23 protein-coding genes are annotated in these 22203 nt (G+C 70.0%); 7 read left to right on the forward strand and 16 right to left on the reverse strand.

The window, feature by feature from the left end:
- Positions 1-31: 31 nt before the first annotated feature.
- Positions 32-625, reverse strand: a complete 594-nt coding sequence (locus B7K22_RS02270) for a TetR/AcrR family transcriptional regulator (RefSeq protein ID WP_084038160.1) — start codon at positions 623-625, stop codon at positions 32-34.
- Between the two features lie 89 nt (positions 626-714).
- Here B7K22_RS02270 and B7K22_RS02275 point away from each other — a divergent pair, with 89 nt between their 5' ends.
- Both B7K22_RS02275 and B7K22_RS02280 read left to right on the forward strand, forming a co-directional pair.
- Complete coding sequence (locus B7K22_RS02275) at positions 715-1611, forward strand: ABC transporter ATP-binding protein (RefSeq protein WP_084038161.1); 897 nt, start codon at positions 715-717, stop codon at positions 1609-1611.
- A complete protein-coding gene (locus B7K22_RS02280) occupies positions 1608-3251 on the forward strand; it encodes an ABC transporter permease (RefSeq protein ID WP_234983272.1) in 1644 nt (547 codons plus the stop codon). The genes B7K22_RS02275 and B7K22_RS02280 overlap by 4 nt, the downstream gene beginning before the upstream one ends.
- Before the next feature lie 15 nt (positions 3252-3266).
- Here B7K22_RS02280 and uraH read toward each other — a convergent pair whose 3' ends face one another.
- Both uraH and B7K22_RS02290 read right to left on the reverse strand, forming a co-directional pair.
- Positions 3267-3599: a hydroxyisourate hydrolase gene (gene uraH, locus B7K22_RS02285; RefSeq protein ID WP_084038162.1), complete on the reverse strand. Its 333-nt coding sequence runs from the start codon at positions 3597-3599 to the stop codon at positions 3267-3269.
- Entirely contained in the window at positions 3596-4063 is a 468-nt protein-coding gene (locus B7K22_RS02290) for a 2-oxo-4-hydroxy-4-carboxy-5-ureidoimidazoline decarboxylase (RefSeq protein ID WP_084038163.1), read from the reverse strand. The genes uraH and B7K22_RS02290 overlap by 4 nt, the downstream gene beginning before the upstream one ends.
- Positions 4064-4086: 23 nt before the next feature.
- Here B7K22_RS02290 and B7K22_RS02295 point away from each other — a divergent pair, with 23 nt between their 5' ends.
- The gene (locus tag B7K22_RS02295) at positions 4087-4644 is read left to right on the forward strand and encodes an NTP transferase domain-containing protein (protein ID WP_084038164.1); all 558 of its coding nucleotides are present in this window, start codon (positions 4087-4089) and stop codon (positions 4642-4644) included.
- Positions 4645-4648: 4 nt separating this feature from the next.
- On the opposite strand, the gene B7K22_RS02300 is transcribed toward B7K22_RS02295, so the two are convergent.
- The 9 genes from B7K22_RS02300 to B7K22_RS02340 all read right to left on the reverse strand — a co-directional run bounded on the left by B7K22_RS02300 (position 4649) and on the right by B7K22_RS02340 (position 14614).
- On the reverse strand, positions 4649-5608 hold the full coding sequence (locus B7K22_RS02300) for a diacylglycerol kinase family protein (RefSeq protein WP_234983273.1): 960 nt from the start codon (positions 5606-5608) through the stop codon (positions 4649-4651).
- Positions 5609-5683: 75 nt separating this feature from the next.
- Complete coding sequence (locus B7K22_RS02305) at positions 5684-7111, reverse strand: PepSY domain-containing protein (RefSeq protein WP_084038165.1); 1428 nt, start codon at positions 7109-7111, stop codon at positions 5684-5686.
- A gap of 48 nt (positions 7112-7159) precedes the next feature.
- A complete protein-coding gene (locus B7K22_RS02310) occupies positions 7160-7855 on the reverse strand; it encodes a hypothetical protein (RefSeq protein WP_144276198.1) in 696 nt (231 codons plus the stop codon).
- A gap of 83 nt (positions 7856-7938) precedes the next feature.
- Positions 7939-8289 (reverse strand): BlaI/MecI/CopY family transcriptional regulator, encoded by a 351-nt coding sequence (locus B7K22_RS02315; protein ID WP_084039668.1) that lies wholly within the window; start codon positions 8287-8289, stop codon positions 7939-7941.
- Positions 8290-8384: 95 nt separating this feature from the next.
- Positions 8385-9224 carry a PhzF family phenazine biosynthesis protein gene (locus tag B7K22_RS02320; protein ID WP_084038167.1) on the reverse strand — a complete coding sequence of 280 codons (840 nt, stop codon included), beginning with the start codon at positions 9222-9224 and terminating at the stop codon, positions 8385-8387.
- Positions 9225-9356: 132 nt separating this feature from the next.
- Complete coding sequence (locus B7K22_RS02325; protein WP_084038168.1) at positions 9357-10604, reverse strand: allantoate amidohydrolase; 1248 nt, start codon at positions 10602-10604, stop codon at positions 9357-9359.
- Complete coding sequence (locus B7K22_RS02330; RefSeq protein WP_084039670.1) at positions 10601-11785, reverse strand: alanine--glyoxylate aminotransferase family protein; 1185 nt, start codon at positions 11783-11785, stop codon at positions 10601-10603. Before B7K22_RS02330 ends, B7K22_RS02325 begins: the two co-directional genes overlap by 4 nt.
- A 98-nt stretch (positions 11786-11883) precedes the next feature.
- The gene (locus B7K22_RS02335; protein WP_200807352.1) at positions 11884-13521 is read right to left on the reverse strand and encodes an AtzH-like domain-containing protein; all 1638 of its coding nucleotides are present in this window, start codon (positions 13519-13521) and stop codon (positions 11884-11886) included.
- A complete protein-coding gene (locus tag B7K22_RS02340) occupies positions 13508-14614 on the reverse strand; it encodes an acetamidase/formamidase family protein (protein ID WP_084038169.1) in 1107 nt (368 codons plus the stop codon). The genes B7K22_RS02335 and B7K22_RS02340 overlap by 14 nt, the downstream gene beginning before the upstream one ends.
- Positions 14615-14703: 89 nt before the next feature.
- Here B7K22_RS02340 and B7K22_RS02345 point away from each other — a divergent pair, with 89 nt between their 5' ends.
- The 4 genes from B7K22_RS02345 to B7K22_RS02360 all read left to right on the forward strand — a co-directional run bounded on the left by B7K22_RS02345 (position 14704) and on the right by B7K22_RS02360 (position 17633).
- The gene (locus B7K22_RS02345; protein WP_234983274.1) at positions 14704-15405 is read left to right on the forward strand and encodes a YoaK family protein; all 702 of its coding nucleotides are present in this window, start codon (positions 14704-14706) and stop codon (positions 15403-15405) included.
- A gap of 233 nt (positions 15406-15638) precedes the next feature.
- A complete protein-coding gene (locus B7K22_RS02350; protein ID WP_159448723.1) occupies positions 15639-16085 on the forward strand; it encodes an Hsp20/alpha crystallin family protein in 447 nt (148 codons plus the stop codon).
- 124 nt (positions 16086-16209) lie between these two features.
- Positions 16210-16653 carry a hypothetical protein gene (locus B7K22_RS02355; protein WP_084038171.1) on the forward strand — a complete coding sequence of 148 codons (444 nt, stop codon included), beginning with the start codon at positions 16210-16212 and terminating at the stop codon, positions 16651-16653.
- A gap of 53 nt (positions 16654-16706) precedes the next feature.
- The gene (locus B7K22_RS02360) at positions 16707-17633 is read left to right on the forward strand and encodes an NADP-dependent oxidoreductase (protein ID WP_084038172.1); all 927 of its coding nucleotides are present in this window, start codon (positions 16707-16709) and stop codon (positions 17631-17633) included.
- A 13-nt stretch (positions 17634-17646) separates the two neighbouring features.
- Here the strand turns inward: B7K22_RS02360 and B7K22_RS02365 are convergent, their stop codons facing one another.
- From B7K22_RS02365 to B7K22_RS02380, 4 genes are all read right to left on the reverse strand, one after another.
- Positions 17647-18621, reverse strand: a complete 975-nt coding sequence (locus B7K22_RS02365) for a LacI family DNA-binding transcriptional regulator (RefSeq protein ID WP_234983275.1) — start codon at positions 18619-18621, stop codon at positions 17647-17649.
- 119 nt (positions 18622-18740) lie between these two features.
- On the reverse strand, positions 18741-19598 hold the full coding sequence (locus B7K22_RS02370) for a carbohydrate ABC transporter permease (RefSeq protein ID WP_084038174.1): 858 nt from the start codon (positions 19596-19598) through the stop codon (positions 18741-18743).
- Positions 19598-20572 (reverse strand): carbohydrate ABC transporter permease, encoded by a 975-nt coding sequence (locus B7K22_RS02375; protein ID WP_084038175.1) that lies wholly within the window; start codon positions 20570-20572, stop codon positions 19598-19600. Before B7K22_RS02375 ends, B7K22_RS02370 begins: the two co-directional genes overlap by 1 nt.
- An 88-nt stretch (positions 20573-20660) precedes the next feature.
- Positions 20661-22013 (reverse strand): ABC transporter substrate-binding protein, encoded by a 1353-nt coding sequence (locus tag B7K22_RS02380; protein WP_234983276.1) that lies wholly within the window; start codon positions 22011-22013, stop codon positions 20661-20663.
- Positions 22014-22203 lie beyond the last annotated feature (190 nt).

Here is a 22203-nt window from a genome sequence, read left to right on the forward strand (position 1 = left end):
CGAGGACATTCCGCGCGGCCGATGCGCGGGTTCAGTCGAGCGCGAGGTACCGGTCGAGCACGGGGCCAAGCTCGTCGAGGAGAGCCTCACGCGGCATCGTCACCAGATGCGGCAGCCGAAACACGTAGCGGGCGATGGCGACTCCGAGCATGTGGGAGCCCAGGAGAACGAGCCCAGCATCCGCCCTCTCGCCGGTGTACTCCCGATCCATTACCCCTCCGCCGAGCGCACGTCGCACCGCCACCGGCACCTCCGAGGCGGCGACGCTCGACCGCACGAGAGCCCTGAGGATGGGACCCGTCTCGTGGTCCTCCCACAGGTCGAGGTATCCCGCGGCCAGGCGGCGCCCGCGGCCGGGCGACTCGTCCCCGAGCACGGCGGCGATCCGTCCTGCCATGGGGGTGCGATCCAGGACGGTCGCCGTGAAGAGGCCCTCCTTGTCGCCGAACCAATGACGGATCATGCCGGCGTCGACACCCGCGCGCTCCGCGACGGCACGCATGGAAGCACGCTCGTACCCACGCTCGGCGAACAGCGCGAGCGCCGCGTCGAGGATCGCCTCGCGCGTATCAGCGTCTCCGGGACGCCGCCCACGGCGTCGTTCGCCCTGCGCAGACATGGCCATCCCGGCATGGTAGTCGCACCGGTTGCCTATTTCCACGAGTGTGGAGTTAACTGGGACGCATCGCACCGTTCGCCGAGGAGAGGCCGTCCATGACCGAGCAGTCCAGCGTGATCGACGTCCAGGGGCTGACGAAGTCCTACGGCAGGTTCAAGGCCCTGAACGGGGTCGACCTCACGGTCGCGAAGGGCGAGGTGCACGGCTTCCTCGGCCCCAACGGCGCCGGGAAGTCGACGACCATCCGCGTGCTCCTCGGCCTGCTCAAGGCCGACGGTGGCACGGTCTCGCTGCTCGGTGGCGACCCCTGGAAGGACGTCGTCGAGCTCCACCGCCGGCTCGCCTACGTGCCCGGTGACGTGTCGCTGTGGCCAAGCATGACCGGGGGCGAGGCCATCGACCTACTGGGCAGCCTGCGCGGGAGTCTCGACGAGGGCCGCCGCAAGGACCTGGTGGAGCGCTTCGAGCTCGACACCTCCAAGCGGGGGCGCCAGTACAGCAAGGGCAACCGGCAGAAGGTCGCGCTCGTCGCAGCGCTCGCCTCGGATGCCGAGCTGCTCATCCTCGACGAGCCCACCTCTGGCCTCGACCCTCTCATGGAGCAGGTGTTCCAGGAGACCGTGCGCGAGGCGAAGGACCGCGGCGTCTCGATCCTGCTCAGCAGCCACATCATGTCCGAGGTCGAGACGCTCACGGACCGCCTCAGCATCATCCGCGACGGCGTCATCGTGCAGACCGGCACGCTGGACGATCTGCGCACGGATACCCAGACGTCCATCGACGTGGTGCTCGAGCGCGTGCCAGACGCCACCGAGCTGGCGCCGCTCGAGAGCGTGACCATCAACGGGCACCGCGTCACAGCGTCGGTCGACCCCGACAAGGTGGGCGAAGCGATGAAGGTGCTCGCGCCGTACGGCATGTCGAAGCTCGCCGTCGAGCCCGCGAGCCTCGAGAGCCTCTTCCTCAGGCTCTACGAGGAGACCCGCGCGTGACCACCGCCCCAGCCATAGCATCGGCCCTGCCGACCCCGCACCGCGACCGCGGCGCGACGACCGGCGCCCGCCTGCTGCTGCGCACCTCGCTCAAGCACGACGGCCGCCTCATGGCGCCGTGGGTCCTCCTCATCACGGTGCTGTCGGTGTCCTCGGTCATCGCGTATCCGCTGGTGTTTCCCGACCAGACCGAACGCGAGGGACTGCAGCAGGCCGTTGCAGCCAACCCCGCCATCGGGCTCATCTTCGGCCCGCCCACCGATCTACTCACCACGGACGGCTTCAACGCGTGGCGCACGCTCGCGCTCGGCGGCTTCCTCGCCGCGATGGGCGCCATCTTCACCGTCACGCGCGCCACGCGTGTGCAGGAGGACTCGGGCCAGGCGGAGCTGCTCGCCTCGGGTGTCATGGGCCGGTCCACCCGCCTCCTCACTGGAGTCGCCATGGCCCTCATCGCGGGCGTCATCACCGGCGTGCTTGCCGGCGCGCTCACCGTGCTGTGCGGCGGAGGCGCCGAGGCCTCGTGGCTGCTGGCCTGCACGTGGACGGTCACCGGCTGGATGTTCGCCGGTTTCGCGGCCGTCGCGGCGCAGATCGGCGCCGACGCGCGCACCTCGACGGCCCTGTCGATCTCGACCCTGGGCACACTTTTCATCCTGCGCGGCTTCGCCTACTCCATCGAGGCGCCCGAGTGGACCATCTGGATCAACCCCTTGGGCTGGATGCAGGAGACGCAGCCGGCCGGCGAGAACCTGTGGTGGCCGCTTGCACTCGGTGTCGCGCTCACCGGGATCCTGCTCGCCGTCGCCTTTCGACTCGAGGGGTCGCGCGACTTCGGTCAGGGCCTCCTCAAGCCCGGCCCGGGCCCTGATCGGGGCCGTGCCCGCGGCCCGTGGGGACTCGCGTGGCGGCTGTCGAAGGGATCGGCGCTGACGTGGACCGACGCGTTCGTGCTGCTGGGGTTCATCTTCGGCTACTTCGCGACATCCATCGTCGACCTCATCGAACCGGGCAGCCCCATGGCCGCGGCGCTGGCGGGCGGCAGTGGTTCAGCGGACGTGCTCGTCGCGTCCTTCCTGGTGATGATCCTGTCGATGATCGGCATCTTCGCCGCCATCCCGAGCGTCCAGGTGATGCTGCGCGTGCGCTCCGAGGAGATGGAGGACCGTGTCGAGCCGGTCATGGCCGGCTCGGTGTCGCGCCCGCGCTATTACGGCGCGAACGTGCTGCTCGCGCTCGTCCTGCCCGTGCTCTACATGGCGGTCGCTGGCGCCGTCGTGGCGCTCCTTGCCGCGCGCTCCGACCTGGGGGTCGAGTTCCGCGAGGTGTGGGTGCAGGCGATGACGATCGTCCCGGCGATCTGGACTCTCGTGGCAGTGTCGGTGCTCGTCGTCGGCGCGCGCCCCAAGGTCGCGGTCGCCGCATGGGCCGGGGTGGTCGCGGCGTTCGTGCTCACGCTCCTGGGCCCGTCGTTCGGCCTGCCCGACTGGGCGCTCGGCATCTCGCCGGTGTGGCACGTTCCCGACGTCCTGCTTTCAGATCCCGATTGGACGGGCCTCATGTGGGTGTCGCTGTTCACGCTGGGATTCACCGCCATCGGCTTCGCCGGATTCAGGCGCCGAGACCTGGCGGTCGAGTAGGGCCGATGCGGCCGCTCAGCTCCCGCGATACGTCGAGTAGGCGAAGGGGCTCAGGAGCAGGGGCACGTGGTAGTGGCTGCCGCCGGCGACCTCGAAGGTGATGAGCACCTCGGGATAGAACGTCGCGACATCTCGCGTCGAGAAGTACATCCCGGTATCGAAGCGCACCTGGTAGACGCCTTCATCGAGCCGATCGGGCCCCAGATCGCCGATGCGGCCATCCGCGTCGGTGACGCCTGAGGCAACGGGCTCCCAGCCCTCGCCTCCTCGCTCCGACAGTGTCACGGCGACGCCTGCTGCCGGTTCTCCGCTCACCGCGTCGAGGACGTGAGTGGTGACGAAGCTCATGCGCTCTGCCCGATCTCTCTCAACCTTGCGGCGGCGATCTGCCGCAGCTGCTCGGCGGTCTCCTCTGTCTCCTCGGCGGGGTCGTTCAGCAGCCGGCGCTCGAGCTCCTCGACGATGTCACGCCGGTCGCGACCGGCCGCGCGGATCAGGAACACGCGGCCGAACTGCGCCTCGTACCGCTCGTTTCCCTCGCGCAGCTGCTCGGCGAGCTGCTCGTCCGCATCGTCGCTCGCGGCCTGCTCGGCGCGACTGAAGCGAGCCTCGGCACCCTCGCCCGAGGCTCGTTCGCCGATGCGCGGATGCGCCGCGAGCGCCTCGTCGATCTCGTCCTCGCTCAAGGGGGTGGCGACGTCCATCGCCGCCTCGACCAGCGCATCGGCGCTGTCGAAGTCCTGCCCCGCCAGCGCATCGGCCACGCGCTCGACGCGCAGCGCGTGCAGCAGCTGCTCTCGCTCGAACCTCATGCGCCCATCGTAGGGTGAGGCGCATGGATGTCACAGGAGTGGTGCTCGCGGCGGGGGCGGGCGAGCGCGCCGGCGGGGCGAAGGCGCTGCGAACCGCGCCCGACGGCACGCCGTGGCTTTCGATCGCCTGCGAGGCGCTGCGCGACGCGGGATGCCGCGAGGTGATCGTCGTGCTGGGCGCTCAGGCCGAGGAGGCCGCCACGCTGGTCCCTCGCGGGACACTGCCAGTGGTCGCCACAGACTGGCACGAGGGGCAGTCGGCCTCCCTCAAGGTCGGGCTGGCGGCGGCCGCGACGTCGAGCGCTGACGCGGTGCTGCTGACGCTGGTCGACCTTCCGGGGCAGACGGCGGCCGCGGGGCGGAGGGTCATGGCGGTAGGCGCGGACGACCCGCGCGGGACCCTCGCGCGCGCACACTATGACGGCGCTCCCGGGCATCCGGTCCTGCTGGGCCGCGATCACTGGACAGAGATCGCGCAGTCCGCCGAGGGCGACCGCGGAGCGCGAGAGTACCTGCGCGACCACCTCGTCTTCGAGGTCGACTGCTCGGACCTGGGGGGCGGAGCGGACCAGGACGTCTGAGCCGCTACTCCTGCGGTGCGCGCACGAGGATCGCGCCCGGCTGGATGCTGAAGGCGACCTTGTCGCACTCGCCCACGTCCTCGCCGTCCAGCTCCAGCATGCGAGGCTTCTCGAAGTCGACCGTCACGGCGGCGACGCGGCGATGCGTGACGGACTCGCTGCTCTCCGCGCTGTCCGATGCCCCGACCAGCCGCTTGAGGCCGTTGTCCCACACCATCGACCTCATGGTGTCGAGCCACCCTGCCAGTCCGTCCGCGCTGAGCACCAGCAGGTCCAGCTCGCCGTCCGACGGGTCCGCGTCAGGCAGCAGCGTGACGCCGCCCGTGAGTATGCCGCAGTTGCCCACGATGACGGTGTGGGCGTCCTCGGTGCGGCGCTCCTCCTCGTCGATCGACAGGCCCATCTCGATGACGTCGCTCGCGGACACCGCCCGGCCGAGCGACTCGACGTAGGCGAGCCAGCCCACCTTGCCCTTGAGGTCCTCATCGGTCTCGGTGATCATGTTCGCGTCCACGCCCACGCCGGCCATCACGGTGAACGCCATGCGTTGCGCTTCGCCCTCGATCTCTGCGCCGATCCACGCGAGGTCGACGGTGCGGGTCTGCCCACCCAGCACCACCTCAAGCGCCTTGCCGATGTCGTTCAGCGGCACGTCCAGGTTGCGGGCCAAGAGATTGCCGGTGCCACGCGGCACGATGCCGAGCGCGGCCTCCGCGCCCGTGTCCGCGAGGCACTCGGCCACCGCGCGCACCGTGCCGTCGCCGCCGGCCGCGACCACGACATCCGCCCCGGCGTCGAGCGCGGCTTGGGTCATGCTGTGGCCCGGGTCCTCGACTGAGGTCTCGTACCAGGCGACCTCGACCTGCGGTCGTTCCTCGAGGAGCGGCGCCAGCGCCTCCTCGAGGTCGTCTCGGCTGGTCTTCGTCGGGTTGAGGACCATGCCGATGTGCTGAGGAGTGCTCACCGGCCCAGGATAGATGCAGCGAACCTGTGCATGCTCGATGCGGTTGCCGCATCGATGAGCACCGGCGCGAGCCGGTCAGTCCGCACTGGCGAAGAACCGCTTGAGCGCAGGGACGCGCCTGATGAGCAGCTGATCGATGAGCAGGAGCGCGATCACCGAGAGGCCGAACAGCGGCAGGAACAAGCCGAGGGCCACCACGATCAGGGCGGTCACCCAGTTGGTGAGAACCGGGAGCTTCGCCTTGGGAGCGCCCGTGGTGCCGCGCGCATAGCCCCGGCGCTTCCACCACATCACAGGACCGGATACGCACATGAAGATGATGCCCAGGCAGAAGGCCGTCGTGATGACGGTGTTGAGCTCTCCGAAGCGGCGACCTTCGTGCCCCGCGATGCCTTGAGCGACTGCCTTGGCGGCGAGCGAGTAGTCGTCGTACCCGTACGTTGCCGCAACTTCGCCCGAGTACTGGTCGACGTGCACCACCTTCTCGAGGGAGGGATCGTTCTCGGAGGGGTTGCCGGCGTTGTACCACATGGTGGCCATCACCGAGTAGACGCCCGTCTCGTCTGCTGGGTACATCACGAGGTACGGCTCCAAAGCGCCCTCGGCGCGGGCGGCAGCCGTCGCCGTGTCGACCGACACCGAGGTCCCCACGGCCGCGGCGCTCTCCGCCGTCTCCGCCTCGGCGATGGTCCACCCGGCAGACGCGGAGGAGCCGTGCGAGGCCTCGATCTGCTCGCCGAGGGTCGACTCGGCGCCGTGGTCGTCGGACCACAGCGACGTCTCTCCCTTGGTCGCGAGCTCCTGTGCCTTCGAGCCCCAGACGGAGGTCCATGGCAGCCCGGACACGACGAGGAACAGGATCCCGACCCCCAGGCCTGCTCCGACCCATGCGTGCATCCACCGCGTCCGAGCACCGCGGGTGCGAGCTCGGCGGGCCTTCGCGCGGGCTGCTCGGCCCTTGAAGAAGAGGATGAAGCCGGTGATCGCGAGCACGATCGCCCAGCATGCGCCGAGTTCGATGATCCGTTCGCCCCACGTCCCCGACATCAGGGTGCCGTGGGTCGTGACGGCCCAGTCGGACAGCAGATCGGACGGAGCGAGGTCCCCGGTGATCTCTGCCGAGTAGGGATCGACGTAGACGTTGCGGGACTCGCCCGCGGCATCCATGTGGAAGACCGTCGCGCGGCCGGCGAGGCTGTCCTGCACGGACAGCACCGTCCACTCGGGGAACTCGGTGACGACCGCCTCCTCCTGGGCGGACAGCGGCAGCCGCTCCTGGCCAGCCGGAACCTCGACCTGCAGCACCCCTGGGTGCATGACAGCGTCGACCTGCGCGCGGAAGAGATAGATCAGACCGGTGACAGCCAGAGTCAGCAGGACCGGGATGACGATCAGCGAGCCGTAGAAGTGCCATCGCCAGAAGGCCCCGAACCAGTTGCTGCGGCGCAGGACGGCTCGGGCGGGGATGTCGTCGCGCGCAGGTGCCGCGGTCTCGGTGCTCATAGGGCTCTTCTCACGTCATCGGGAGGCGTCGATCGCCGTGCGGGCACTCTACAAGACGTAGAACGGGGAGTAAAGGCGCTGAGCGCGCAACTCGGCTGAGCACCCAGGAGCGAAGCGCGCCTGAACGGCCAGCGCCTCCCGCACCGCATCCCTGCCGCACCGCCTCACAGCTGCGTCGTCCGCGATGAGCTCGACGAGCGTCCTCACTGCCTGCTCGAAATGGAGGCCGCGCGGCACCCGCGAGAACGCGACGGCGGTGAGGCGCGCCGCCCGGAGGAGGAGGGTGTGTCGGCCTCGGACGTGGGCGACCTCGTGAGCCACCGCCGCTTCGAACCCCGCGGAACCCAGTGCGCGCGCAAACTCCGACCCAACGAGCACCCGGCCGCGGCCAGCCGGGTCCACGAGCGCGGTCAGGCCGGGCGTTCCCGCGATCACGAGCACCTCCACGCCGTCGCGAACAACGCGGCTCTCCGGGGACGCCGCCAGGCGGGTCAGGGCATCGTCGTAGGGCCGAGCGTCGGCAGAGGCGGACGCCGCTGCTGCTCCGACCGCCGCGGCCAGGCAGCCGAGAACTGCCAGCCCGCACCACGCGGCCACGGTCGAGACCCAGTCTCCTCCGGCGGTCCCCGCTGCGGTGAGGGTCGCCGCATCGGCCACCACGATCCCCAGAGCGGCACTGAGCATGCCTGCGCCGGCGAGCAGGCACGCGAGCCACAGGCCCAGTGCGAGCCGGGGCCTGAACACCCTCCACCGTGCCCGCGTCAACAGCCAAGGCCCCACCGTCAAGGCGAGCAAGCCGGCCAGAGCCGAAGCGAGGGCAGCGATGATCACCCGTCGAGGGCCCGCCGGAGCGCAGCGACATCCTCGGGCGCGAGCGCGCCAGCGAACCGGGCGAGCGCAGCCTGGCGATCGGCCACTCCGTCGAGGACGTGGGCCATCGACTCGGCGGCGTCTGCCGACTCGGCGGCAGCGGGGGCGAACGTCGCTCCGGACGCGTGCGGCTCCCTGATGACGCGCTCCTTGTCCTCCAGTCTCGACAGCACCGTGAGGATGGTCGTGAGCGCCGGCCGATGCGCCTCGGGGAAGGCGTCGCGCACCTCGGCGCTCGTGAGGGGTCCGTCGGCTCGCCACAGCGCCGCCATCACATCCGCCTCCAGCGCTCCTCGAGCCCGTCTCATGCCGTCCTCCCGCGCGCCCTCCGTCACGGCTCCGCTGCCGCGACGGTCTGGTTCGACACAGTGTAGAGCGTTGCGAGTTCGCCGTCGCGACGCCGTCAGGCGTCGATGCGTCCCGCCACCGCAACGTGCGTGCGCCCGCCGATCCACAGCGCGCCATCGCCCTCCGCCACGGCGACCCGCCCGAGGCGACCGAGCGCCGTTCCCTGGCGAGCGAGGAAGGGCGCCGCCAACCGGCCGGACTCGGTGAGCCACTGCGCGAGCGCGGCGTTGAAGCTGCCCGTGATGGGGTCCTCCCGCAGCGGTCCGTCAGTGTCGTTGAAGAACGTGCGGACCTCCACGTCGCCGTCGCCACCGCCCAGACCGGCCACCCCCACCATGACGAGTCCGCGCTGAGGCGACAGCTCCGGGCGCACCGCGAGCACGGCATCGGCGCTGTCCAGCAGCAGTCCGACCCACGGGGGGCCGTTGTCGCACCACGCGGCGTCGACCACGTCCGATGGGTCGATGCGCAGCACGCGGCATGCGGACTCGACGTCGGCCGGGTCGACGGGGCCGGAGCGTCGCCGCTCGGGCGCGCCGAACGCGAGCGACTCGCCATCGATGCGCACGGGCACCAGCCCGGCGCCGCACTCCTGCGTCACCGTGCCTTCGCGCTGCGGCACTCCGCCCGCGTCGAGCCACGCCCGCGCTGTGCCGAGGGTGGGGTGGCCCGCGAACGGGAGCTCGTTCGTGAGCGAGAAGATCCGCACCCGGTAGTCAGCCTCGGACGTGGACGGTTCGAGCACGAAGGTGCACTCGGAGAGGTTGGTCCACGCGGAGATGCGGGCCATCTGGTCGGTGTCGAGGTCGTCGGCGCCCAGCACGACGGCGACGGGGTTGCCGGTGTAGGGGTCGACGCCGAACACGTCGACCTGGCGGAACTCGTGAGCGCTCATGCTGCGACGGTAGCGCCGATGCGCGGGTTCAGAACGGCTGCCGGTGTCAGCGCCTGAGCGTCGTGAAAGGACATGAGTGCCGGAAGAGGGCCCGAGACCAGCACTCATCTCCTGCTGGGGCGGGTCGGGCGCTCAGTCGTGCGCTCGGTCGTGCGCGTCGGCGACGGCGAGGACAGTCGCCTCGAAGGCGTCGAGGGCCAGCGCGACGTCGTCGGCCCGCACGGACTCGTCGCGGTGGTGCGACACGCCGTCCTTGCAGCGGATGAACAGCATGGCGTAGTCGCATAGGTCCGCAATCGCCATGGCGTCGTGGCCCGCCTTCGACAGCAGCCGCATGGGTGCGGCATCTCCCGATGCGCGAATGCCCGCCTCGACGGCAGCGGCCAGCGGCGCGGCGACGTGCGTGGCCCGCGCGGCATGCAGCTCGTGCACATCGAACGCCAGGTTGCGCGATGCCGCGGCCTTGAGCGCCGCCTCCTCGATCTCGCGCCACACCCGATCGCGCAGGGCGTCGGTCTCCGCGCGCAGGTCCAGCGAGAACTCGACGCGGCCCGGGATCACGTTCATCGCGCCGGGGTAGGCGTGCAGGCGTCCCACGGTCCCGATCGCGCCCGCGTCGCGCGCGAGCGCCTCGACGGCGGTGACCACTTCGGACGCACCGAGCAGCGCGTCCCGCCGGCGCCCGTACGGCATGCCGCCGGCATGGCCGGCCTCTCCCGTCATCTGCAGCTCGAAGCGCCGGGCGCCCATGATGCCCTCGACGACGCCCAGCGCCCTGTCCGCGTCCTGCAGCAGCGGGCCCTGCTCGATGTGCGCCTCGAGATACCCGACGATGGACTGACCGCGCAGGGACGCGTCGCCTACGCGCGCCGGGTCGAGCCCGAAGGCGATGAACGCGTCGCGCACGGTGGTGCCGTGAGCGTCTCGCAGGCCCCACCACGACTCTTGCCAGGTGCCCGCGACCGCGCACGAGCCCAGCAGGGTGCGGCCAAAGCGCGTGCCCTCCTCGTCCGCGAAGCCGATCACCTCGAGCCCGAACGGCAGCTCCACGCCCCGCGCGCGCAGCCGTCCCACCACCGCGATCGCCAACAGCGTGCCCAGGATGCCGTCGTACCGTCCCGCCCCTGGCACGGTGTCGAGGTGAGAGCCCAGCAGCAGGATGGGCGCATCGGCCGTAGGCCCCGCCAGCGTGCCGCGCTGGTTGCCGGCGGCATCCTGCCACGCGTCGAGCCCCGCGGCGTCCATCCACTCCCCCACGGTCCAATTGGCGCGCGCATGCTCAGGGGTGAGGTACGCGCGCTCGATGCCGTCCGTGGCCGCGGAGATGCCGGCGAGGACATCGCAGCGCGCCAGCACCTCGTCCGCGGAGAACGGCGTCACACGCCTGCGCCGTAGGTCTCGTAGGCGGCGTCGACTCCCGCTCCCGCCGGTGCGCGATGACCAGCCCGGCGCAGCGCGGCCTCGAGCGCGGCCAGGGTGGTGAGCACGGCATCGGTTCTGGCGTTGTAGCCCATGGTGCCGATGCGCCAGATCCTCCCGTGCAACGGACCGAAGCTGGTCCCGATCTCGATGCCGAAGTCCTCGAGCATCGCCCCGCGCACCGCATCACCGTTCACCCCGTCGGGGATCTCCACGCCCACGACGTTGGTCATCTTGTAGGCCCGCGCGCCGAACGTCGCCAGTCCGAGCGCCGCCGTTCCCGCGCACATCGCGCGTCCATGCAGCTCGTGGCGCGCCCAGGACTCCGCGAGACCTTCCGCGAGCAGGATGCGCGCGCACTCACGCGCGCCGTAGAGCATGGTCGTGGCCTCGGTGTGGTGGTTGAGCCGCCGCTCGGACCAATAGTCGAAGATCTGACCCATATCGAGGTAGTTCGAACGGATGGGCTCGGCTGCGACGGGGTCTCCCGGCGCACGAATCCCCTCCTCCACGGACGTGCGCGCCTCGACCACCTCGGCTGCGCGCGGCGAGAACGTCACAGGTGCGGAGCCGGACGGCCCGCCCAGGCACTTCTGGAGGCCGGCCGTCGCGACGTCGATGCCCCACTCGTCGGTGCGGAACTCGTTGCCGCCCAGCGTCGCGGTCGCGTCCACGTAGAGCAGCGCGCCGTGGCGCTCGCACAGCTCGCCCAGGCCTTCGAGCGGCTGAGCGACGGTGGTGGACGTGTCGCCATGGACCACAGCGAGCACCTTCGGCTGAACGTCGCTGAGCGCCGCCTCGATCGCTTCCTCGGTGAAGACCTGCCCCCACTCGGTCTCGATGGTGTGCACCTCGGCGCCTGCGCGTCGGCAGATCTCCGCGAGCAGGTGCCCGAACCGCCCGAAGATGGGGACGAGCACCCGATCGCCCGGCGCGAGCAGCGACACCAGCGCGGCCTCGATGCCCGCGCGCGACGTCCCGTCGACGAGCATGGTCTGCTGGTTCTCCGTGATGAACACCTCGCGGTACAGGCCCATGACCTCGTTCATGGTCCCCGTCATCCACGGGTCGTACTGGCCCACGAGCTGCGCGGACATCGCTCGCAGCACGCGCGGGTCCGCGGTGATGGGCCCGGGGCCCATCAGCAGCCGCGGCGGGGGGTTCACTGGTGCAGGAACGGTCACCTTCACATCATGCCGTGTGATGGTTACGCAGGCATTTCAGGCGGCCGATGCGGACGTCACGACAGCGCGTCCGTCCAGGCGAGCGCCGCGTCGACGAGGGCGAGGTCACTCCCCCGCGGCCCGACGAGGCACAGCCCTGCCGGGCCGCCGTCGAGCTCGAGCAGCGGCACCGACAGCGCCGGACGGCCCGTGATGCCGGCGACAGCCGAGAGCCCCAACGTGGCTTCCCGCACGGAGTGCAGTCGCTCGGAGCTCGCGTCGAGCGGCGGCGCCACGGAGCTCGCGGAGGGCAGCAGCAGGATGCGGTCGCCGAGCGCAGCGTCGATGGCATCGCGCGCCGCGGCCTTGGCCTGCAGAGCGCGCTGCTCCTGCTCGGCCGTCACGGAGTTCGCCCATGCGAAGCGCTCCGCCACGTCCTCCGCGAGCGCCCCGGGGTGCGCCGCCACCCATTCCTGCCACGCGCGCGCCGCCTCGGCCGACTGCGTGCAGCGGAAGATCTCGAACAGGTCGCGAGGGTGCGGCAGCTCGATGGGCTCGAGCACGTCGAACTGCTGGGCGCGAGCGAGAGCGTCGATGACGCCTGCCAGCCCGTTCCTCACGTCGGCGTCAGCGGTCTCGAACAGCGCGGCGCACACCACCGCGCTGCGCCGGTCGATGTTGCGCTGCGCAGTTGCGTCCAGGGTCGCCTGCGCCGCATGGCCCACCGTCTCGCCGTCGCGGGCGAGCCAGCCGGCGGTGTCGTAGGCAGGCGCGAGAGGCAGCACGCCGTCGAGCGACACCGCGCCGTACGTGGGGCGCAGGCCCCACAGGCCCTGGTAGGAGGCCGGCACGCGAATGGAGCCCGCGGTATCGGTGCCGAGGCCCAGATCCGCTTGACCGCTCGCGACCGCGCTCGCGGGACCGGAGCTCGAGCCGCCCGGGAGGGCACCGGGCGCGGCCGGGTTAGGGGGTGTACCGTACGCGCCGTTGCGCCCCGCGATCGAGTACGCGAACTGGTCCGTCTGCGCGATGCCGCGGATGTGGGCGCCGGCATCGAGGAGCGCCGCGACCGCGGTCGCTGGGAGGCGCTGGCCGCGGCCCTCGGCGAGGTAGGCGGGCACTCCGGCGCCGATGCGGTGCCCGGCGACCGCGAACACGTCCTTGACCGCGACCGACACGCCTGCAAGCGCCCCGTCCTGCGCCCCGGTGACGAGCGGCGAGCCGAGCACCCGCCAGATGCGGGTGTCCATCGCCGGTGGTGGCGCAGACACGTGGGCGGCCACGATGACCCAGCCGCCCGGCGTCGCATGCGCGTTGCCCGCGCGTTCCCACAACTGGGTCACGAGTCCGCGGCCACCCGCGTCGGGAGCGTTGACGCTCGTGACGTAGGCGTGCGTGTCCGTGATGGGGCGGACCTGGATCTCGGTCACCGTGCGCGCGGGAGCTCCACCCCGGCCGGAGCGGAAGCTGTCGATCCGCTCACGTCCCACCAGCAGCCCGTTCGCATCGCCGCGCATCACGTCGGGCCCCTCGCCGAAGAACGCTCCGAGCGTCGCGAGGTCGTCCGCCATGAGCGCGGCCTCGTAGGCCCAGAAGGCGTCGAGCAGCTGCGGCGGCGGCTCGGTCCTGGCGGGCAGCTGCATCAGGGCCTGCAGGTCCTGTGCAGAGTCCAGCTCGGGGTGCTCGGAGGTGTGCGCGTGGTCAGGACTCGTCATGGGGTCTCGCCTCGAAGTCGGAGATACGGATGGCGGCATGGACCCCCTGGACGAGGTCGACCACCTGAGAGATGCGGAAGTCGGTCGCGGCGGAGAGGTAGGCGTAGGCGAGGTGGGCGTCCATGCCGTGACGCGCGGCGAGGATCGAGACGGCCTGGCGCACGCATGCGCGCAGGGCCTCATCGAGGTCCTCGTCCATCCCCGTCGGGTAGAGATAGTCAGCGGACTCACCGAGCGGTCCGGCGAGCTCCCCGAACGCACGCACCGCCTCACGCTCCGGCACGACCGTGAGCCGCAGCGTCGCACGCAGCGACGCCTCGAGCGCGGTCAGCGCCACCTCGCCGTCCCCCTGCGCGAAGTGGGGATCGCCGGCATAGAACAGGGCTTCGCTGACCTGGACGGGCAGGTACAGCCGCGTGCCTGCGACGAGGTCCTTGATGTCGATGTTTCCCCCGTGGGACCCGGGTGGGACGGAGTGCACCCTATCTGAGGTCGCGGTCGCGACGCCCATGATTCCCAGGAACGGCGCGAGCGGGAAGCCCGTCTCCACGGGCCCGCCCTCGCGTGCCGGCAGCCAGCCGCGCCACGCGCCGTCGCGGTCGCGACCGATGCCGCAGAACACGCTCACGTTGTCCGTCCCCGAGGGCATCTCTCCCGCCAGCGCCCCGCGGCCGTGCCGATTCGAGATCACGCCATACGGGACGCGCGGAGTGAGGCCGACGATGTCGACGGCGAGCAGGTCTCCTGGGCGAGCACCGGTCACGCCGATCGGGCCGGTGACCACGTGCGGCCCGTCTTTGTCGGCATCCCGAGCCCCCGACGCGGCGACCTCGACGGCCTCTGCCAACACCGCATCGGCCTCCACGCCGTGGCGGGAGAAGAAGGCGAGCGGATCGCCGCCCTGGTCGGGCAGCAGTCCCTCGTGCGAGAGGGTGTCCACCACCACGGTGGTGCCGGACGACACCGTCGTCACTGGCGCATCGGCGCTGCAGGGAAGCCTGCCCCACAGGGTGGTGCGCGAGGTGACGGGCACGTAGTCGGCGCCCGCAGGAAGGCCCTCGCCGCGGCGCAGGATCCCGTCGTAGTCGCCCATGCGGCCTCGACCTCCCTGGTGTGTGCCCTACTCTGAGTCGAGACTACCGGCGGACCCTGCCGTCGGGTCGAAGGCTGCCTGGAGGACGCGTGCGCGAGCGACTGCGACGGGACGTGGGCCGGACCCATCTGGGCCTCATGCTCGCGCTCACCTTCTCCACCGGCGTCATCGACGCGGTGGGCTACCTCGGCCTCGACCGCGTGTTCACGGGCAACATGACGGGCAACGTCGTGATCCTCGGGATGGGCCTCACCGGCGTCGACGGCCTGCCGGTGCTTGGACCAGTGCTCGCGCTCGTCGGTTTCATGGTGGGCGCCGCGCTGGGCGGCCGCACCCTGCGCACGTTCGACGCCGGATGGTCGGACAAGACGACCATGCTGTTCTCCGTCGTCAGCGTGGTGCTCGTGGCCTCTGCCGTCGTCGCAATCTTCGAGTCCGACCCGCCCCACCCGCTCGCGCTGTCCATCACAGCCGCGCTGGGCGCCGCGATGGGCCTCCAGGCGGCGGTCGCGCGACACATAGCGGTGAAGGACGTGACCACGGTGGTGGTGACCTCGACCATCACGGGTCTCGCGGCCGACTCTGCGGCCGGCGGAGAGGGGCTGAACTTCTGGCGGAGGCGCATGGGCGCGATCCTGCTCATCGGCGCCGGGGCCTGCGCGGGCGCGCTGCTGCTGCAGCTCCACATCGCGGCCGGGATGCTGCTGAGCGCCGCGATCACCGTGGTGGTGACGATCGTGGGCCATCGCTCGCGGCCGCGCCCGGACCTCGTCGACGCGACCGGCCTGTAGCCGGGATCCGAACGTCGGACGCGGCGCATCAGCGCGCGCCGGTCGCCCGCGCGGCACCTTCACTCCGTTCCCTGCGAACTGAGGGCAGGGAACGGCCGCTGTGCAGGCCAAGTCGATCGTCGCCGTGGGACTTGCGCGAACCCCGCTCAAGTCTTAACATGAGTGACATCGGCTCAACTTTGAGTCCGACACCGCTCACGGGCGGTGACACCACGTTTCACAGGAGGTTCACCATGGCACGGGAGATCACTCGTCACGCCGTTCCGGCGACTGCGTCGTCGCTGTGGCAGGACGACTTGAACAGGATGGTCCGCCAGTTCTTCGGCGACTCCGACGCCTCCCTGGCGGGCGCGTTCAGCCCCGCGCTGGACGTCGAGGAGAACGAGGACGGCTTCACGCTGCACGTCGAGCTGCCGGGCGTCTCGCCCGACCAGGTCGATGTCTCGATCGAGGAGAACGTGCTGACCGTAGCCGGCCAGCGCGACTTCTACGCTGACGCCAACGCCGAGGGCTTCAAGCGCATCGAGCGCCGCTTCGGCCGATTCCACCGCGCCGTCCGGCTGCCGGACCGCGTGGACCCCGATCGCATCGAGGCGTCCTACCGCGACGGCCTGCTGACGATCACGGTGCCCAAGGCGGAGTCCGCCAAGCCGCGCCGCATCCAGGTCGCGACCGCCTAGGCGCCAGCGCGCGCATCACAGCGAAGGGCCGGGCTCACCGGCGAGGCGAGCCCGGCCCCGTCGCATCGGGAACGACGGGACGTCGCAACGCACCCGCTCAACGTCCCTCCTCTATCGTGGGGGCATGACCTTCCGCTCACGGACCGGTCGCATCGTCGCGGCCCTGCTCGCCGCCGCCACGGCGGCGACGGTCGCTGGATGCGCATCGGAGACCGGGGACCTCGAGAGCGTCGACAGCCCGCTCGCTCGCTACGACTGGGACGCCTCCGCGAGCATGGAGGCATTGCTCGAGGGAACCCTCGCGATCCGGGACGACTGCATCTACATCGCTCACGAGGACGGCATCGAGACCGTGGCCGCGTTCCCACGCTCGCTCACGCGCTGGGACGCCGCGGCGCAGACCGTGTTCTACGATGACGTCGCCCATCCCATCGGCTCGCATGTCTCCGCAGGCGGCGGGTTCGTCGCGCCGTCGGAGGACATCCCCGAGCTGTCCATTCCCAACGCGTGCGACCTGGGAGCGAGGAACGAGATCTTCCTTGTCCAGGACACGGAGCTGGGCGGCTGAGCGAGACGAGCGCCGCGCGGAATGCGCGGCCATAGCCGGCCGTTGCTCCAGGCATGCGAGCCATCGCCTACTCGGAGTTCGGATCCGCGGACGTCCTGTCGTTGACGGACCTGCCGGATCCGCACGCCGGTCCCGACAGCATGGTCGTCGAGGTGAGGGCGGCCGGCCTCAATCCCGTCGACTACAAGATCCGGCAGGGCCACCTCGACGGCCTCATCGACACCCACTTCCCTGCCGTCCCCGGCTGGGATGTCTCGGGCGTGGTGGTCGAGAGCGGCCTCGACACCCCGGAGTTCAGCGTGGGCGACGAGGTATTCGCCTATGCGCGCAAGGACGTCGTGGCCGGGGGCACGCTTGCGGAGCGCGTCGCCGTCCCGGTGCGCACTGCGGCGCTCAAGCCCGCCGCGCTCGATCACGAGCAGGCGGCGTCCGTCCCGCTGGCTGGCCTCACTGCGCTGCAGGTGCTCCGTCGCTTGGGCGTCACCAAGGACTCCTGCGTGCTCATTCATGGCGCCTCGGGCGGCGTGGGCTCGTTCGCCGTGCAGATCGCGAGGCACCTCGGCGCCCACGTGGTGGGCACGGCCTCGGACCGTAATCACGACTACGTCTGCGACCTCGGAGCCGACCACGTGACCTACGGCGAGGGTCTGGTCGAACGCGCGCTGCGCTCATGCCCGACGGGCTTCGACGTGATCGCCGACTTCGCGGGCGGATCGTCGCTCGACAACACTGTCGCCCTCCTGTCCCCGACCGGCGTGGTCGGCTCGATCGCGGACCCTCGCGCCCGCACCGAGTTCGGTGGACACTACATCTGGGTCCGGCCGGACGCGTCGGATCTCGCTCATCTCGCACGCCTCATCGACGACGGGCACGTCAATGTCCACCTCGACGGCGTGTATCCGCTGCAGCGCGCTGCGGACGCCTACCGCGAGCTCGAGGGCGGGCACACGCGCGGCAAGATCGTGGTCACGATCCCGTGACAGCCGTCCGCTCCTAGGCGGAGTCGCGCTCCACGAGCACCGTCGGCATGATCGTCGTGCGATCACGGCTCTCGTTCCCGCTCAGCACGTCCACCAGGATGTCCGCCATGAGCGCACCCATCTCCTCCGAGGGCTGACGCACGGTCGTGAGAGGCACCTCGCACGCCTCCACTGCGGGGCTGTCGTCATAGCCCACCATGGCGATGTCGCCGGGGATGGACAGGCCCCGCTCGAGCACCACGGGCATGGCGCCGCTCGCCATCAGGTCGGACGCCACGAAGACGCCGTCCACGTCGGGGTACTCGGCGAGGATCTCCCGGATCGCCCGCGCGCCGCCGTGCATGGTGTAGTCGCCGTCGATGACCGGCCCAGGCTCGAGATCGGCGGCCTCGAGCACCTCGCGCCATCCAGCGACGCGGTCGAGGGCGCTCTGCATCGACATCGAGCCGGCGATGGACGCGATCCGCCGGCACCCGCGATCCACGAGCCGTTGCGTGGCGATGCTCGCGCCCTCGACGTTGTTGACATCCACGACGTACGCGTCGATCCCTGGCACGACGGCTCGACCTCCGAAGACCATGGGCATGAGCCCGGCGATCTGGTAGAGCGATCGATCCCCGATGTGGTGGGAGATCACCACCACTCCGTCGACGGCTCCGCCGGCGAGATAGCGCAGCATCTTGGGCTCCGGGGCCTGCGAGGCGACCATCAGGCTCAGCACGTAGTCGGAGCGCTCGAGGCGCTCCGCGATCCCCTTGATGACGCTCGCGAAGTACGCGTCTCCCAGGAAGCGGGTCATGTCCTCCGGCACCACGAGCGCGATCGCGTGGGACTGGTGGCTCGCGAGCGAGCGAGCTGCGCGATTGGGCACGTAGCCCAGTTCCGCGATGGCGCTGCGGACGGCCTGAGCGCTGTCCGGGTGGACCTTGGGCGAGCCGTTGACCACGCGGGACACGGTCGCCCGCGAGACTCCCGCCCTGGCGGCCACGGCCTCGAGGGTGGGCGCGTTGCGGGCGCGGGAGCGGTCGCCACCGGGCGGGGCGGCCGGCTGCTCGCCGGCCGCCCCGGTGTCGATGCGCGGCTCGAGGCCGTGGACCTGGACCAGGACTACCCCTTGACCGCGCCCTGCATGATTCCGGAGACCAGCTGCCGTCCCGTGAAGATGAACAGGATCAGCAGCGGCACGGTCGCCAGCAGCACTCCAGCGAGGACCAGCGAGTAGTCCACGAAGTAGTTCGCCTGCAGCATGGACAGCGCCACCGGCAGCGTCGGGTTCGACTGGTCGAGGATGATGAACGGCCAGAAGAAGTTGTTCCAGCTGGTCACGAACGTGAACATGAACAGCATCGCCGCCGCGGGGCGCGCGGCCGGTACACCCACGTGCCAGAAGGTCCGGATCATGTTGCAGCCGTCCACCCTGGCGGCCTCGATGAGCTCAGTCGGCAACGCCTGCTGCAGGAACTGGGTCATCCAGAACACGCCGAAGGCCGTGACGAGGGCGGGCAGGATCACTGCACCCAGGGTGCCCGTCCAGCCGTAGTCGGCCATCAGGATGTACAGCGGCACCACGCCCAGCTGCACGGGAACGGCCATGGTCGCGATCACGAACACGAAGAGCACGCCGTTGCCCTTGAAGCGCAGCTTCGCGAACGCGAAGCCGGCGAGCATCGACAGCACGACGGTGGACGTCGAGACCGTGGTCGACACCACGATCGAGTTCCACAGCGCCTTCCAGAAGTTGACGGCCGGGTTCTGGATGACGGTCTGGGCGTTCTCGAGGAAGTTGCCGCCAGGGAGCCACGACATGTTGGGGTCGCGGACCGTCGAGGCATCGCCCGATCCCACGAGGAACGACCAGTAGAAGGGGAACAGGGAGGCGATCAGGACCAGCACCAGCGAGGTGTAGACGAACCACCCGGGACGCTGGAGGTTCACGGACGTGCGCGCGCGAAGTCGGGTGGCCATCACTTGCCTCCAGAGGAGTCGGACGAGATGAGCCGTCTCGTCAAGAAGAAGTTGAGCAGGCCGAACACGACGATGATCAGGAACAGCAGCCAGGCGATCGCGGAGGCGCGGCCGAAGTTCAGCTCCCCCCAGCCCGTGTTGTACATGTACATCGTGGTGGTCAGCCATTGCTGATCCGCGCCACCGTCGCCCGTCGTGTCGTACATACGCGGCTCGTCGAAGATCTGGAGTCCGCCCACGGTCGCGGTGATGATGACGAAGATCGCGGTGGGTCGGATCTGCGGCAGGGTGATGGAGAAGAACCGGCGCAGCTTCCCGGCGCCGTCGATGGCGGACGCCTCGTAGAGCTCGCGCGGGATGGCCTGCATCGCCGCGAGCAGGATCAGGGCGTTATAGCCGGTCCAGCGGAAGTTCACCATCGTGGCGATGGCCCAGTGGGAGGCGAGCACGTCCTTGTGCCATTGGATGGGCTCGATGCCGATGTAGCCGAGCCACTCGTTGAACACGCCGTACTCGTCGGCGAACAGCTGCGAGAAGACCAGCGAGACGGCCACGGGCATCATGACGTACGGCACCAGCGTGCCCATGCGCCAGAAGGTCTTGGCCTTCAGGTGGTGATCGAGCATCGCGGCGATGAAGGTCGCCACGATCAGCTGCGGGATCGACGACAGCAGGAAGAAGGTGTTGCGCAACGACACCCAGAACTTGCGGTCGTTCAGGACGAACTCGAAGTTCTCCATGCCGATGAACTCGCCCGAGTTCCGGATGGTGTCCCAGTCCATCAACGAGATGACGGCGGTGTAGCCGATGGGGAACAGGCCGAAGAGCGCGAAGAGAATGAAGAAGGGGGCGATGTACGCGTAGGGCGAGACCTTCAAGTCCCAACGCGCTAGGCGCTGGCGCATGGAGCTGTCCGCGCGCCGGTTGCGGCGCTGCTGGTCAGCCGGAGGCGCCTCGATGTCCGTCGATGCCATGGGGGAGCTCTTTTCGTGTGCAGGTCAGGGCGATGAGAGGGTCCGGGCCGCCCCCGAGGTGGGGACGGCCCGGATCCTTCACATCAGATCAGCTGATCGCCTCGATGTCGGCGACAGCCTTGTCCCAGGAGGCCGCGGGGTCATCCGTGCCCTCCTCGACGCGAGTCAGCGCATTGTTGATCGCGTCGTTGACCTGGAAGTAGTACTCACCCTTGTACGGCGAGGGGACGACAGCCACCGCGCGCTCGGCGAAGATCTCGCCGATGGGAGCGGAGTTGAAGTACTCGTTCACCGCACCGGTGACGGCCGGGTCCTCGTAGGCCGCGACCTGCGACGGGTAGGTTCCGGCGTTCGCGAACGCCTTCGCCATCTGCTCAGGAGCGGTCAGCCAGGCGGCCAGCTTGGTGGCCTCCTCGACGTTGGCGCCGTTGGCGGGCACCGTGAGCCACGAGCCGCCCCAGTTGCCGCCGCCGTTCGGGTACACGTTGGCGACGTTCCAGTCGGTGGTGTCGACCGCGTTGCCCTCGATGACGCCGAGCATCCACGGCGGGCACAGCATGGTCGCGTAGGCGCCGTTCGAGAGACCGGCGAACCAGTCCTCGGACCACTGGCCGAAGTGCGACGACTGCGTCTCGGACGCCGCCGTGAGCTGGTCGTACAGTGCCTTGACCTCGGGGTTCTCGAGGGCGATGATCTCGCCGGTCGCCTCGTCCTCGTAGGCCTGGTCGAGCTGGTTCACCATGCCCTGCCACACGCCGGCGGCCGAGTCGAAGAACGCGGCGCCGCCGGAGCCTGCGACGTAGTCGTCGCCGACGGAGAAGAAGTTCGCCCAGTCACCGTCGAGCAGCGTCGCGACCTCGTCGGGCGAGCTCGGGAGGCCAGCGGCCTCGAACAGCGATGCGCGGTAGCACACGGCCTGAGGGCCGGTGTCGGTGCCGTAGCCGATGAGGCGGCCGTCAGCGTCGGTGGCGCCTGCCTCGACGAAGTCGATCCAGCGGCCCTCGACGTCGGGCGACGACAGGTCGGCGAGGAGGTCCGAGTACTGCATGACCTCGGGCATCCAGTCCACCTCGACCATCTCGACGTCGGCGAGTCCGCCGGGGCCGAGCTTGGTGAAGAAGTTCTCACGGGCGTCACCGGACTCCGCAGCGCGGTTGTAGGTGATCGTCACGTGGGGGTTGAGCTCCATGTACTCCTCGATGAGGTCGTACTGGTACTCGTTCTCGTTCTCCGAGTTGGAGAAGCCCGGCGTGTTGAACGTCGCGATGGTGAGCTCGACCGGCTCGGCGTTCGCCGAGTCCGTGCTCTCCCCCGCGGTGTTCTCCGTGGTCGGGTCGTCAGCGGGGTCCTCGTCGCCACCTGCGCAGCCGGCGAGAGTCAGTGCGAAGACCGTCGCGCCTGCCGTCAGGGCGAGGATCTTCTTGTGTCGCGTGATAGTCACGGTCACTCCTTTGTGATGAGAGGTCGTAGCCGACTCGTTGAGAGCGCTCTCTCATGCGTGAGAGCGCTCCCATGAATCGCCTACACCGTATTGCCGGGGTAGGGCGATGTCAAACCATTTCGAGGCGTCCGAAGCGTTTCGATGCCGATTCGTTACCGACCGCTGTCGAACCGTTACGATTGCACGCTTT

Source organism: Demequina sp. NBRC 110053 (assembly GCF_002090095.1).
Taxonomy (GTDB): domain Bacteria; phylum Actinomycetota; class Actinomycetes; order Actinomycetales; family Demequinaceae; genus Demequina.

Bases quoted from the DNA above. Each gene is read 5' to 3' on its own strand.
- B7K22_RS02295 (WP_084038164.1), top strand. From the start codon at position 4,087: ATGGATGTCACAGGAGTGGTGCTCGCGGCGGGGGCGGGCGAGCGCGCC.
- B7K22_RS02275 (WP_084038161.1), top strand. From the start codon at position 715: ATGACCGAGCAGTCCAGCGTGATCGACGTCCAGGGGCTGACGAAGTCC.
- B7K22_RS02320 (WP_084038167.1), bottom strand. From the start codon at position 9,224: ATGAGCGCTCACGAGTTCCGCCAGGTCGACGTGTTCGGCGTCGACCCC.
- B7K22_RS02315 (WP_084039668.1), bottom strand. From the start codon at position 8,289: ATGAGACGGGCTCGAGGAGCGCTGGAGGCGGATGTGATGGCGGCGCTG.
- B7K22_RS02290 (WP_084038163.1), bottom strand. From the start codon at position 4,063: ATGAGGTTCGAGCGAGAGCAGCTGCTGCACGCGCTGCGCGTCGAGCGC.
- B7K22_RS02370 (WP_084038174.1), bottom strand. From the start codon at position 19,598: ATGGCCACCCGACTTCGCGCGCGCACGTCCGTGAACCTCCAGCGTCCC.
- B7K22_RS02335 (WP_200807352.1), bottom strand. From the start codon at position 13,521: ATGACGAGTCCTGACCACGCGCACACCTCCGAGCACCCCGAGCTGGAC.
- B7K22_RS02330 (WP_084039670.1), bottom strand. From the start codon at position 11,785: ATGGGCCCCGGGCCCATCACCGCGGACCCGCGCGTGCTGCGAGCGATG.
- B7K22_RS02270 (WP_084038160.1), bottom strand. From the start codon at position 625: ATGGCCATGTCTGCGCAGGGCGAACGACGCCGTGGGCGGCGTCCCGGA.
- uraH (WP_084038162.1), bottom strand. From the start codon at position 3,599: ATGAGCTTCGTCACCACTCACGTCCTCGACGCGGTGAGCGGAGAACCG.
- B7K22_RS02350 (WP_159448723.1), top strand. From the start codon at position 15,639: ATGGCACGGGAGATCACTCGTCACGCCGTTCCGGCGACTGCGTCGTCG.
- B7K22_RS02375 (WP_084038175.1), bottom strand. From the start codon at position 20,572: ATGGCATCGACGGACATCGAGGCGCCTCCGGCTGACCAGCAGCGCCGC.
- B7K22_RS02355 (WP_084038171.1), top strand. From the start codon at position 16,210: ATGACCTTCCGCTCACGGACCGGTCGCATCGTCGCGGCCCTGCTCGCC.
- B7K22_RS02340 (WP_084038169.1), bottom strand. From the start codon at position 14,614: ATGGGCGACTACGACGGGATCCTGCGCCGCGGCGAGGGCCTTCCTGCG.
- B7K22_RS02360 (WP_084038172.1), top strand. From the start codon at position 16,707: ATGCGAGCCATCGCCTACTCGGAGTTCGGATCCGCGGACGTCCTGTCG.
- B7K22_RS02305 (WP_084038165.1), bottom strand. From the start codon at position 7,111: ATGAGCACCGAGACCGCGGCACCTGCGCGCGACGACATCCCCGCCCGA.